This is a genomic window from Bacillus sp. CIS52 (genome assembly GCF_053545315.1).
This window is the reverse complement of the sequence record NZ_JBIUFR010000004.1, coordinates 78,694-90,901: the sequence shown is the minus strand read 5'-3', so window position 1 is coordinate 90,901 and position 12,208 is coordinate 78,694. Positions and strand designations below refer to the sequence as shown.

Annotated in this window: 11 protein-coding genes and 1 pseudogene; 5 read left to right on the top strand and 7 right to left on the bottom strand. The window is 45.8% G+C overall.

All coding sequences use genetic code 11. The annotated features are described in order from the left end of the window. Positions 1-30 precede the first annotated feature (30 nt). Positions 31-474: a YfmQ family protein gene (locus ACH32G_RS14975; RefSeq protein WP_007408492.1), complete on the top strand. Its 444-nt coding sequence runs from the start codon at positions 31-33 to the stop codon at positions 472-474. A gap of 40 nt (positions 475-514) precedes the next feature. Here the strand turns inward: ACH32G_RS14975 and ACH32G_RS14970 are convergent, their stop codons facing one another. Next, positions 515-2,452, bottom strand: coding sequence for an LTA synthase family protein (locus ACH32G_RS14970; RefSeq protein ID WP_264819824.1), 1,938 nt, complete (start codon positions 2,450-2,452; stop codon positions 515-517). A gap of 247 nt (positions 2,453-2,699) precedes the next feature. Between ACH32G_RS14970 and ACH32G_RS14965 the strand changes: the two genes are divergently transcribed. Next, positions 2,700-3,077 carry a DnaJ family domain-containing protein gene (locus ACH32G_RS14965; protein ID WP_016936778.1) on the top strand — a complete coding sequence of 126 codons (378 nt, stop codon included), beginning with the start codon at positions 2,700-2,702 and terminating at the stop codon, positions 3,075-3,077. A gap of 9 nt (positions 3,078-3,086) precedes the next feature. Here ACH32G_RS14965 and ACH32G_RS14960 read toward each other — a convergent pair whose 3' ends face one another. The 3 genes from ACH32G_RS14960 to ACH32G_RS14950 are packed head-to-tail and all read right to left on the bottom strand — an operon-like array spanning position 3,087 to position 4,051. Further along, entirely contained in the window at positions 3,087-3,518 is a 432-nt protein-coding gene (locus ACH32G_RS14960; protein ID WP_016936777.1) for an Hsp20/alpha crystallin family protein, read from the bottom strand. 15 nt (positions 3,519-3,533) lie between these two features. After that, positions 3,534-3,776 carry a spore germination protein gene (locus ACH32G_RS14955; RefSeq protein ID WP_003155595.1) on the bottom strand — a complete coding sequence of 81 codons (243 nt, stop codon included), beginning with the start codon at positions 3,774-3,776 and terminating at the stop codon, positions 3,534-3,536. 14 nt (positions 3,777-3,790) lie between these two features. Beyond that, entirely contained in the window at positions 3,791-4,051 is a 261-nt protein-coding gene (locus ACH32G_RS14950) for a spore germination protein (RefSeq protein WP_007408496.1), read from the bottom strand. A 70-nt stretch (positions 4,052-4,121) separates the two neighbouring features. Here ACH32G_RS14950 and ACH32G_RS14945 point away from each other — a divergent pair. Both ACH32G_RS14945 and ACH32G_RS14940 read left to right on the top strand, forming a co-directional pair. Beyond that, positions 4,122-4,248: pseudogene (locus tag ACH32G_RS14945) on the top strand (trehalose operon repressor); the annotation flags it as partial. A gap of 131 nt (positions 4,249-4,379) precedes the next feature. Then, on the top strand, positions 4,380-5,045 hold the full coding sequence (locus ACH32G_RS14940) for an NAD(P)H-dependent oxidoreductase (RefSeq protein ID WP_016936776.1): 666 nt from the start codon (positions 4,380-4,382) through the stop codon (positions 5,043-5,045). A 39-nt stretch (positions 5,046-5,084) separates the two neighbouring features. Here the strand turns inward: ACH32G_RS14940 and ACH32G_RS14935 are convergent, their stop codons facing one another. From ACH32G_RS14935 to ACH32G_RS14925, 3 genes are all read right to left on the bottom strand, one after another. Next, positions 5,085-5,846 (bottom strand): YibE/F family protein, encoded by a 762-nt coding sequence (locus ACH32G_RS14935; RefSeq protein ID WP_047476487.1) that lies wholly within the window; start codon positions 5,844-5,846, stop codon positions 5,085-5,087. After that, on the bottom strand, positions 5,843-6,982 hold the full coding sequence (locus ACH32G_RS14930) for a YibE/F family protein (protein WP_448814515.1): 1,140 nt from the start codon (positions 6,980-6,982) through the stop codon (positions 5,843-5,845). The genes ACH32G_RS14935 and ACH32G_RS14930 overlap by 4 nt, the downstream gene beginning before the upstream one ends. A 180-nt stretch (positions 6,983-7,162) precedes the next feature. Continuing rightward, entirely contained in the window at positions 7,163-11,455 is a 4,293-nt protein-coding gene (locus ACH32G_RS14925) for a multifunctional 2',3'-cyclic-nucleotide 2'-phosphodiesterase/3'-nucleotidase/5'-nucleotidase (RefSeq protein WP_448814514.1), read from the bottom strand. A 220-nt stretch (positions 11,456-11,675) separates the two neighbouring features. Here ACH32G_RS14925 and ACH32G_RS14920 point away from each other — a divergent pair, with 220 nt between their 5' ends. After that, on the top strand, positions 11,676-12,191 hold the full coding sequence (locus ACH32G_RS14920; RefSeq protein ID WP_003155578.1) for a type 1 glutamine amidotransferase domain-containing protein: 516 nt from the start codon (positions 11,676-11,678) through the stop codon (positions 12,189-12,191). Positions 12,192-12,208: the final 17 nt, after the last annotated feature.

Sequence of the window (12,208 nt, the reverse complement as noted above, 5' to 3'; positions counted from 1 at the left end):
CATGTAGAACAAGTATGGAGATGATGTAAGGTGACGTGGATTGCAGTTGTTTCAATTGTTGTCATAAGCCTGATTAAGATTGTGCTGACATGCCTTCCTACCGGAGCGGTGGAATGGATTCTCCGAAAATTTGAAACCCATTCGAAGCTCAGTGACGCGTCCGCTGCCGTATCCCTCGGCGGAAAACGTCTGGAAGGCGAAGACAAACGCCGGGTGATTGATGATTTTAACGAAGCCGTATTTATCGAACGGCATTATATATACCCAGGTGATGAAGAGCGGTATCTTCATCCGCAGAATGGAGCCGACCCGCTTGTCATTAAGACGAGAAAAGGGAAAAAAGATGTGACGGTGTTTGTATACAGCTACGAAGATCATGTAGATGTCGTCAAACAGCAGAAAAAGAAAGTCGTCGCTTATTCGGTTCTTTCCGACAGCCTGCAAAAGCGCTCTATGGCCGCTGCCGGGAGCTGAACATAAAAAAGCCAGATCATTGATATGATCTGGCTTTTGTTTATTCTTTTTGATCATCTGCTGAAGAATCTTCACGCTTTGTATAATCGATTTTTGAAGGATCCACTTTCTTGAAGCCTTTCGGCTGGTAGAAGCGAAGCAGATCTCCGTTGATGATCTTATCAGACATTTCAAGCTCAGTCTTGACGAGTGAGTCTTCTTTTTTGTCGACTTCTGAATCATCTAAAAGTCTTCCGGTTTTCGTATCGTAATACTTGCCGGATACTTTCGTGTAGTTCGGTGAGATGAAGTCGCCGTTACGGAACGGAATCACTTCTCTGTGCTCTTTCGATAAGATATCTGAACCGGACATGAGATAATCTTTCGTATCGACGCCGAGCAGATGGAGAACGGTCGGCGCGACATCGACATCGCCGGCAAATTTATGGTTGCGGCCGCCTTTCACGCCAGGAGCGTGGATAAAGAGCGGAACCCGCTGAAGCTGGGCATTGTCGTATTCATTGATCTCATCTTTGCCAAGCACTTTCGCCATCGCTTTATTATGGTTTTCAGAGATGCCGTAGTGGTCTCCGTACATCACAATAATCGATTTATCATACAGGCCGTCTTTTTTCAGGTCATTAAAGAACTGTTCGATTGATTCATCCAGATAGTTCGCGGACTGGAAGTAGTTATTGACGACCGAATCGCCAAAGTCTCCCGCCGGGAAGTCCGTGTCTTCTTTATCCATCCCGAACGGGAAGTGGTTTGACAGCGTAATGAACTTCGTATAGAACGGCTGCGGCAGGCTCTTTAAGAGCGGCATGGATTCTTTGAAATACGGTTTGTCTTTCATGCCGTAGTTTTTCGTATTCTCTTCGCTCATGTCATAATAAGCAGAATCGAAAAACTTATCGATGCCTTCTGCTTTGTACATTTCGTTACGGTTCCAGAAAGTCTGCGTATTTCCGTGGAAAGCGGCAGACGTGTAGTTTTTGCCTTTTAAAATCGCAGGAACGGACTGCAGCGTGTTTTGCGCTTTATTGACGAAAACCGAACCTTGCGAGAGCGGGTACAGAGAGTTCTCCATCATAAATTCCGCATCTGATGTTTTACCTTGTCCCGTTTGGTGGAAAAAGTTATCAAAGTAGAATGTTTGATTGTCATGCGCCAGTTTGTTTAAAAACGGCGTCACTTCCTTGCCGTTAATTTTGTAATCAATGATGAAGGACTGCAGAGACTCTAATGAGACGTAGATGACGTTTTTTCCTTCGGCTTTTCCGAAGTAGACATTGTTCGGCACGTCATAGTTGGCCTTCATATAGTTTTCCACATCCGTTACATCGCTTGAATCGGCAAGCGCGCGCTGGCTGTTTGACTTCACATTCTGCACGGCATCGTAAATCGTAAAGTTGTACGTGCCCAAGTATTTCACCAGATAGTTACGGTCAAATGAGCGTGTCAAAAGCTCAGGACGGTCGGTTTCCGCTACGGCGAGGTTGATCAGGAACATAAGCACGGCGGAAGCCAAAACGATTCTGAATGATTTCTTCGCCGGTTTTTCAGCCGGTTTTTTCATCTTAAGGGCCAAAATAATCAAAATGACGGTATCCAGGAAGTAGAAGGCGTCTGTCCATCTCATTAATGAGAACGCGCTGTCTCCGAGCTGGCCGCCGTTTGTTTTTGCCTGCATCATGACCGGGATGGTAATGAAATCATTAAAGAATCTATAATAGACGATGTTTGCATAAAGCAAAAAAGACAATAAAAAATGAATCACAATAATGGCTGTCTGCTGTAATTTTTTCTTGAAAAGAAGTCCAAATCCAAGAAAGAACAGGCCGGAGCTCAGCGGATTCACAAAAAGCAATATTTTCTGGATCGTGTTGTCTATGCCGAGGTTAAAGTTTAAAATATAAGCAGCATATGTTTTCACCCACAATAACACGACCGCTATCAAGAAGAAGGCAAGTCCTCTTTCTTTTATAAATGTTTTCATTGTTACACTCCTTTTTTCCGATCACGGTTTACACGGAACGATAGAAAAAACGAACGTAATCAATATACCATGAAACCAGCAAATAGAAAAGGTGGAAAAGGCTCATCGGAAAAAGGGCGAAAAACGCTGTCGCAACGGCGGTTTATCTGATGAATGCCGCCTAAGAAAAATCCGAATGGAACAAAATGGGATCAGGATTTTTGTATGGATATGATCCGGTCTAATTGAAAAAAGGAGGTAACAAGTGATGGATATTGCCCATATCGTGGCTGAAGATAAAATCAAGCGCGCCATTAAGGATGGAGAATTCGCCGGCATCAAAGGTATGGGAAAGCCCCTGCCGAAAGACGATGCCGCACATCTTCCGGAGTCGCTCAGAATGGGCTACCGCATGTTGAAAAATGCCGGGATCGCCGAGGATGAGGGCGCGCTGAAGAAAGAGCTGATGACGCTCGATTATTTGATCGCCAAGTGCCGCAATGAAACGGAGCTGGATCACCTGCGGAACAAACGGACGGAAAAACAAGTCAGACTCGACAAGCTGACGGAGGAGAGAGACATGTTCTCAGAACCCGCATCTTCTCATTATAAGGAGAAAGTGTACAGACGGCTGAACCGTCCGTAAACCGGTTCCTTATATTTTCTGCTGAAAAGGAATGTACTCCATAAGGCGCGGATAGGAAATGTGGAGCAGGCCGTTCATGCACTGCGCCTGCAGCAGATGGGGCTCAGCCGGTTCAGGAAGTTCAATCGTCTCATCAATTTCTCCGTAATATCGGTTTTGGCAGATCCCCATGTCCTTTGGAAAAAGGGGCGTGATGTTTCCTTTTATATGCAGCCGCGTTCTTGACACCAGCCTCAATGTCAATTCTTCTTCGTAAACGCCGGGCATTTCCACAATGACAAATGTGTGCTGTTCATCCTGATAGATATCATAAACCAAGGTGTTTTTTTGTAAGGAGAAAAATTCTTCGGGAGATTTCCGTTTCAGGACATTGGTCCAAAAGTCGCTGGGCTTGTGCTCGTTCGTAATCTCAAGCCACTTTCTCATTTTTTCGATATCCACTTCAGCAAACCCCCCTTATATTTGATTTGCGATCGGCATTGACGGGTTGGCGATCTGATCCTGGTCGCTCACATCAGGGTCAAGATGGCCCGAATTCAAACATCCGGCGGCCGGTGAAAAGTCTCCTAAAGAAAAGTTCGCGCCGACAAATTTGCTGTTGGCGGTGTGGCTGTTTTGTACGGTCTGACCGATATCGACGTTTCCGTTTTGGGTGGCTCCGTTTACTTTTATATTGACGACGTTAATTTGGTAAGGCATTCATAAAAACCCCTTTAATCTATAATGGGCGGCACCGGTGTAATATTTGCGGTATCTGCGGTTCCGATGGCTGTCTGGTCGTTTACATCAGGATCATTTAACAAGTTCTCCATCATCGATTCTATAGGTGACGTATCGCCGAATGAAGAGTTCAGTCCTTGTGATTTGTTGTTTGTGGTGGGACTGTTGTATGCCGCTTCCCCAATCGTAATAGATCCGTTGCCAGAAATACTGTTAATCTTCAGATAGTACAGGTTGATAACAGTGGATGGCATCTCTTCACACCTCTTTAACTTAGTTGTACAGTACTGTATGCTTTTTGCGCTCCTGTTGTGAATTTCGCCCGGATTCAGCCATATGGCAGTCGTGAAAAACCATGTGTTTTTGGAGGACACCAGCTTCTTTCATAACGGAAAGCCGGCACCAGCTCGATACATTCCGTTTCGTCGGCTTTGCGAGAAGAGAAAAATAAAAACGGACTGCCGCGGCAGCCCGTTTTTTGTCAGTATCAAAATGAATACTATCCAACAAAAATGTGCGTACTGGTACTTTCAAAAATAATGGCTACAATAGTACATAACGAGATAAAAAGGAGAGATCATGATGTCAGATAAAAAACAGCAGATCATCGAAGCGTATCAATTCAGACACGCCACAAAGGAATTTGATCCTGAGAAAAAAATTTCAGAAAGCGATTTTGAATTCATTTTAGAAACGGGAAGACTGTCCCCAAGCTCACTCGGTTTGGAGCCTTGGAAATTTGTCGTCGTTCAAAACCCGGAGCTTCGGGAAAAACTCCGCGAGTTCACATGGGGCGCGCAAAAGCAGCTGCCGACTGCAAGCCACTTCGTACTTCTGCTTGCCCGGACGGCAAAGGATATCCGTTTTGACGCCGATTATGTCAAAAACCACTTGAAGGAAGTCAAAAAAATGCCGGAAGATATGTATGAAGGCTATATCAGCAAAACAGAAGATTTCCAGAAAAATGATTTCAATCTGCTTGAATCAGATCGAGCGCTGTTTGACTGGGCTTCAAAACAGACATACATCGCACTTGGCAATATGATGACAGCCGCGGCGCAGATCGGAATCGACTCCTGCCCTGTAGAAGGCTTCAACTACAAAGAAATTCACCGGATTCTTGAAGAAGAAGGGCTTCTGGAAAACGGAAGTTTCGACATCTCTGTCATGGCCGCATTCGGTTACCGTGTCAGAGAACCGCGTCCGAAAACAAGATCTGCCGCAAAAGACGTTGTAAAGTGGGTATAAGATCAATAAAAAAAGCTGCCGGGATTTTCCCGGCAGCTTTTAACGTTTCGTCTGTTTCGCTAAAAAACAGGCGGTGATCCAGGACGTAACGGGAATGATGATGCCGATCCCGACGCCGGCGCAAAGAATGGTGACGGCTTCCGCGCTGAAGACTTTTGAGTTCACTATTTTTTCAGCAGAGTATGATAAGTCTTTAAACCAGATAATTAAAGCCAAATAGCTGCCGAAAAAAGCAAAGAATAACGTATTCGTATTCGTTCCTAAAATATCTCTCCCGATGCTTAAACCGAATTTGTACAGATCTTTTCGGCTCATGGACGGGTTATAGCTGTAAATCTCTCTCATCGGTGATGTAATGGAGATCGCGACATCGGTAATTGCTCCTATCGTGCCCATAATGATCATAGCCGCGGTAACCTTCACAAAATCCACCCCGACAAAAAGTGTGAATATGCCGATATCACCCAGTTCTTCTTCACCAAACCCTTGAATCGAAGTCTGTTTCGTGACGGCCAGAATAAAAAACAGCATCAATACGATCGTCAGCATGGCAGAAATAAAGGCGGTTACGGTTTTGACGTTTCCCCCGTTAATATAAAAAAGTGTAATACTGCAAATCGCGGCGGAAGAGAGCAATGTTAAAACAATCGGATTGATGTGCGGGTCTGTCATTAAAATGATGGTGAGAAAGAGAACGCCGAAATTTAAAAATAGCGCAATAAAAGACCTCGCTCCCTTTTTACCGCCGATGAGAACCATCAATAGAAATAAAATCGCCGCAAGAATTACGATGACATTCATGAGCTTGCCTTCTTTCGTTTAATAAAAAAGACAGAAGCATACAGACTGGCGGGGATGGTTAATACAATTCCGATTCCCCCGGCCAATGCTCTGGCTATTTCCAAGGAAATGTTCATAGAAAGAGTGAATCCTATCGGGGAATCATTTTTCAAATACAAAAGCATCATCGGTATAGAGCCGCTGATATAAGCAAAAAACAGAATGTTGGTCATCGTCCCCATGATGTCTTTACCGATCTCCATTCCGGAACGTTTGAGTGCTTGTAATGAGATACTCTTGTTTTCTTCATATAATCCAAAGACAGATGACGTCATGGTAATGGCCACATCCATGACCGCTCCCAGTGATCCGATAAATACCCCGGCCATGAACACCGTGTGATAAGGGCGGGTTAAATACTGCATTTCTTCATATCTGAGACCTTTTTCTCCGGTTGCCGCCATCACTAAATACGTAATGAGCAGGGAGATAAAAGTGCCTGCGAGCGTCGCGGCTATGGCGGCATATGTTTTCGCGTGAAAACCGCTGACAAGCAGCAATGAAATGACAGTAAAGATGAGAATACAGATACCGCAGATGAAAATCAGCCCGATATTCGGGTGCTTTCGGTATAAATCTAATGCATAAGACAATAAAACAGCGTTAAACATCAGGCTGATGATCGAAAAGAAGCCTTGTTTTTTGCCGACGATCAATAGGGTGAATATGAAAATCCAAGCGATCAGCAAAAGCTGTTTATCCCGTTTTTTATCTATAATGCTTCCGGATATATCCTTACTTGATGGTTTCCCTTTATCAATTGACACGAATACTTCATCGCCGGGCTGATACTTTTGATCATTCGCTCCGGATGAGGAATACTGATTGGACAAATGAATGAGCTTTCCTTTTTGACTGCCGTTTTCAAGTTTGGCTGTAATCGTCTGACTGAAAATCTTATCTTTGTTTTTGTGCATGTCCTGCACATCAGACTGGTGTTCCAATGCTGTTTTCGTCACTTTGGCAATCGGGCGCTCATAAAAAGAAGCGTTGTAATTGACGAAAATGAGCGAGCTGATACAGCAAAGCGCTGTTATCACGTAAAACAGCTTTATTTTGTAAGTCATGCTGTTTCGTTTGTTTTTTGTTATTTTCAAAAAAAGTCCTCCAAACAGGCCTCGCCGTGAAGTGTCAGGCTATGCAGCTGCTGCATAAATAACGCTCATATTTTATCATTCGGCCGTACCGCTATCGATTCAGAAGGCGGACCGAGAAAAGCTCCCCTGACATCAGATCAGGAGAGCTTTTAGGAGAACCGCCTGAGAAAAGCAGCCGTTTTATGCTTCGTTCACTTTTTTTGCTTTTCTTCTTTGATACAGATACAGTGCCGTTCCGAGCGCGCTGATGAGAAACCCGGCAAGGAGGATGGAATACATCGCTGTGGCTGTATCAGGAAGCAGGCCGCCCGGCGATACTCCGTCCTGCGCTTGGCCGGATGAAGGGTTTTGGCCGTTTGGCTGCTTTCCGGAGCCGTGATCTCCGCTTGTCGGCGGCGAGCTCTTCGTGTTTGCGTTTAATATCGCGTATTCACTGAAATGATTGGTATAGCCCGTGACGAGATCGTGTGAAACCGATCCGTTGTCTGTTTTTGTATAGGCGTTCTTTTTCCGGTCTATGTGATAAATGCCCGGCTGTTTCGCCTTTTTCGTATTCTCAATGCGCATGGTAAGCTTTACAGGCGCTTTGAATGTTTTGATGTCTTTGTTTTTCTGCTTCATTGTAAAGTCGTATACGTTTGAAAGCGCGCCGCTAACTTTCTTTTTCGGCGTCACGCCGAACCGTGTCTCATCAGCTGCAGCGTTTGCCATCGGCATTTTCATGCTGAACTTGTCATGCAGGATCGTAAGGGAAGAATCAGATGTTCTGTCCTTTAACAGGCCGATCTGTTTTTTGGTTACGCTGAGATCAATCGGCTTTTTGGCGCCGTCATTCTTGTCGTAGTATACGATCGGTGTATTGGCGTTTTTGGCATAGACCGCAAATGCGCTGTCATCTTCAAGCGTCCACGAGCCGTTTTTTTGCTTCGTCGGCAGGTACACTTCTTGCGCGCGGCCGTCAACTTTCGGTTCCACCGCTTTTCCCGCTTTTTCAAGCTGCTCGATAAAGACCTCATAGTCGACAAAGCCAAGGTCTTCTTTATGGGATGCTTCGTTAAAGACGGAATATCCGTCTCCGCCTTCACCGACAAAGTTACTGGTGGCGACTCTGTATGTTTTCTTATCAGAAATCGGCTTTACGCTGCCGTCATCCTGCACGGCCGCAGCTTGAAGAACGCGGTGTCCCGGCTTTTTATTCAGTGTAAACGTGTATGTTAAACCGGCAACTTGAGGGAAGGCACCCCCTTGAGCCTCAATTCCGCTTAACCCTTGTTCCAGAGCTTGTTTGATCTGTTTTCCGGTTAAATCCGCGACGTAAAGCGTGTTGCCGAATGGCATCACATTCAGCACATCGCCGAGTGTGATGTCGCCTTTATCAATGCCCGCGCGGATGCCGCCCCCGTTTGTGATCGCGATCTGGGCGCCGGCGGCTTCCTTCGCTTTTTGCAGCATGCCGTCCGCGATGAAGTTTCCGAGATTGGTTTCTTTAGAGCGGACATGCTCGCGCCGGCCGTCAAGCGCAACTTTCGTGGAGCCGACTTTTTCATTTTTGACGGAGATGAGCTCTTTTTTAAACGGATCAAGCTCTGTTTTCAGATCCGGGTCTTCTTTCGTCTGCTCATTCACCGGCAGCGCTTGAAGAGAGGATTGTTCCGGAAGAACGACCCCGTTTTTGTCAAATGCGACATCCACCCGGCCTAAATATTCGCCGTATTCTTTTGCCTGGGCAACGATGGTCGGCTCTTCGTTTTTGACAATCTCCATTTTATCTACAAGCGTATGCGTATGTCCGCCGACGATTAAGTCGATGCCTTTTACTTTTTTGGCGAGATCGAGATCACGCTGATGCCCGATATGGGTCAGGGCGACAATTTTATTGACATGTTCTTTGTTCTGTATTTCTTTTACCGTATCTTGTGCGGATTGGAAGGCATCATTAAAGACAATGCTTTTACCCGGGCTTGATGTGACGGACGTATCTTCTGTCGTTAAGCCGAATACGGCGACTTTTTCTCCGTTTACATCAAGCAGAATGTATGGATAGATGCCTGCTTTTTTCTTTTTCCCTGCCGTAAAGGTGTCTGCTTTTTTCATGAATGGTCTGAGTTTTGACTCTTTGGACACATCGACATTTGAGCTGACAAGCGGGAAGTCAGGCGCTTGGAAATTGTATTTTCCGGACGGGTCAGCTGCGCTTCCGTTCCCGCTCAGGAAGCTGGCGAGAGCACCTGGGCCTTTATCGAACTCATGATTTCCGAAGGTCATTGCGTCGTAGCCCATGCTGTTCATCAATTTTAAATCAGCCAGCCCCTGCCACTTTGTGAAATAAAGATCGCCTGAGAAAACGTCTCCCGCATCAAGCAAAATGCTGCGGTCGGTTTCGCTTCTGATTTCTTTGATTTTCGTCATCCGCCTCGCCGCGTTATCAAGATGGGCGTGCGTGTCGTTTGTATGCATAACGGTGAGCTTCCATGCGTCATCTTTCGGCGGATCTGTGCCCGGTTCATCATCTTTGAACTGGAGCTTGTACTGTCCATAGCCGGCGTTTTGTGATTTTCCGATATAGGCGACGTCATCTGCGCGGTCGGCAAACGGCTTTGCGGCCAAGGAGGATTCAAATGTCAGGTTCGTCCCTTTGACCGGAAGGATGGACCAGTTATGATCAGCCTGCGGATTAATTGTTTTCTGCTGGATGATGTAATCCATTAAGACCTGCCTGTTTTCATCGGCTGATGAGTATACGATTTTATCATTGCTTAAGTGAGGAAATCCTCCGCCTCCTGAAGCGCGGTAATTATTTGTGACAATCAGAAATTCCTGCTTGGCGCTGACGGGTTTTCCTTTATAAGAAAGGTTGACGATCCGGCTTGCATCGGGATGAATGACTGTTCCGTTTTCGTTGTATTTCGCCGGTTTTGTGACATCGACCTGATAGGTGACGCCGTCAATGACATCAAAATTGTATGAGCGGTAGGCGTCATTTAAAAGCGCTTGGCTGCCGCCTTTTGCCTGATCGATCTGATTAAATTGCCCTGCGGACATTTCAAGCCAGTCTTTCACTTCGCTGCCGTTCAGCTTGACGATCTGAACCGTGTTGTCATACAGGTATAAATCGCCGATATTTTTGATGGCGAGGTCACCTGCGGAAATGTTTGTATAGTAGTTTGAACCGTTCCGCCCGCCGGCTTTAAACGGAGCGCCCGCCGAGAGGATTGGCAGATCTTTATATTCCGTATCTTTCATCTTATTTTCGGCGTACCATTTTTGCGCATCCGTCACGATTTGAATGGACGGATCATCTTTGACTTGGGCGAAAAAACTGTTGATATCGGCTTTTGTCTGGCCGACGGGTTCTCTGATGTATTGCAGTGTGCTTTCATGCGCTTTTTTGACGGTATTGACGACGGTTTCGTTTTCCGAAGTCACATTGCCGGCAATCGGCTCGATCCTGCCTTTCCCATCTTCCACATGCCATGCGCCGTCTGTTTTTGCAAGCCGGAGGTCGATGACGCCCGCATATTTGCCCCAGCTGCTTGACATGACAACGGGGATGCCGTTAATCGTGCCTTTATCGACGTCGAATTGATCAGCGCCTTTGTATTCAGCATCAGGGAACAGACCGTGCTGATGGCCTGATACGATCGCGTCAATTCCGCTGACTTTCGTTGCCAGATCAAAAACGGCATTTTCCGCACGGGAGGACTGTGCTTTTTTTTCGATGCCGCTGTGGGCGAGGGCGATGACGATATCGGCACCTTCAGCTTTCATTTTCGGAACGGTTTTCTTCGCGGATTCCACAATGTCCTCGACTTGAACGCGTCCTTCAAGATTTTTTTTATCCCACGTCATGATTTGGGGAGGGACAAAGCCGATGTAGCCGACTTTTAGCTGGTGTTTTCCGCCGTTTTCATCCGTGACGGTTTTGTCTTTTATGACATAAGGCGTATAGCGGTTTTCACCGCTCAATGTTTTCACATTGGCGTTGACGATCGGATAATCAGCGCCTTTCATCGTCCCGTCCAGAAAATCCAGCCCGTAATTAAATTCATGATTGCCGAGTGTTCCTGCGTCATAGTGCAGACTATTCATCACTTCAATAATCGGATGGGTCTTTGCGCCTGAAATGATATCGTTTTTCTGATATTTTACAGCGTATTCTCCGAGGGGATTTCCTTGAATCAGGTCTCCGTTATCGACAAGCAGCGTATTCGGATTTTCGCTTCTGTGTTTCGCAATGAGCTGAGCCGTTCGGGCCAGCCCGAATTCCGTTGTCGGTTTGTCGCTGTAGTAATCGTAGTCCATCATATTGGCGTGAACGTCAGTTGTCGCTAAAATGCTGAGATTCACACTGGAGGATTTGTTTTCTTCTGCTTTAATGGGTGTTATTGGGAGGATTAGACTAAGTATCATAACTAGGGGCAGCAGAATACGGAGAGTCTTATTGACGCTGCATCGTCTTTTCTGTATTCTCACCTGTTCTCCACCTTTCAACAAATTTTGTCATGCAGTACCATTGTAAGAATATTTTGTGAAAGTTTATATAGATTTCATGATGATTCTTGTAAAAAGAAGAAAAATGAGGATAATGACCTATGTAAAACGAATGGGCGGTAAATGAGTCTTTTATGTTTGATGTTAGTGTGGCTGGGGTACATGGATTTATGTAGACTTCATCAAGCAGGAGGTAGTAACTATGGGTAAAAAAATTGCAGTTGTATTAACGGATTATTTTGAGGACGTCGAATATACGGAACCTGCAAAAGCTTTTAAAGATGCGGGTCATGAATTAACAGTGATTGAACAGGAAAAAGGAAAAACAGTCAAAGGCAAACAAGGGGAAGCGGAAGTGAAAGTGGATGCGTCCATCGATGATGTGAATCCGAAAGACTTTGACGCATTGCTGATCCCGGGCGGATTCTCACCTGACATGCTGCGTGCGGATGACCGTTTCGTCCAATTTGCCAAAGCATTTATGGATGATAAAAAACCGGTTTTCGCCATCTGTCACGGCCCTCAGCTTCTCATCAACGCGAAAGCATTGGACGGGCGCAAAGCGACAGGGTTTACATCCATCCGTATTGACATGGAAAACGCGGGCGCAAATGTGGTGGATGAAGAAGTCGTCGTCTGCCAGAACCAGCTGGTCACAAGCCGCACACCGGATGACATTCCGGCATTCAACCGCGAATCATTAAAACTGCTTGCATAATAAAAAGCGGAGCGCCG

What these genes read in the sequence shown, in the direction of transcription:
- ACH32G_RS14970 (WP_264819824.1), bottom strand. Translation starts at nt 2,452, where the DNA reads ATGAAAACATTTATAAAAGAAAGAGGACTTGCCTTCTTCTTGATAGCG.
- ACH32G_RS14965 (WP_016936778.1), top strand. Translation starts at nt 2,700, where the DNA reads ATGGATATTGCCCATATCGTGGCTGAAGATAAAATCAAGCGCGCCATT.
- ACH32G_RS14955 (WP_003155595.1), bottom strand. Translation starts at nt 3,776, where the DNA reads ATGCCTTACCAAATTAACGTCGTCAATATAAAAGTAAACGGAGCCACC.
- ACH32G_RS14950 (WP_007408496.1), bottom strand. Translation starts at nt 4,051, where the DNA reads ATGCCATCCACTGTTATCAACCTGTACTATCTGAAGATTAACAGTATT.
- ACH32G_RS14940 (WP_016936776.1), top strand. Translation starts at nt 4,380, where the DNA reads ATGTCAGATAAAAAACAGCAGATCATCGAAGCGTATCAATTCAGACAC.
- ACH32G_RS14935 (WP_047476487.1), bottom strand. Translation starts at nt 5,846, where the DNA reads ATGAATGTCATCGTAATTCTTGCGGCGATTTTATTTCTATTGATGGTT.
- ACH32G_RS14920 (WP_003155578.1), top strand. Translation starts at nt 11,676, where the DNA reads ATGGGTAAAAAAATTGCAGTTGTATTAACGGATTATTTTGAGGACGTC.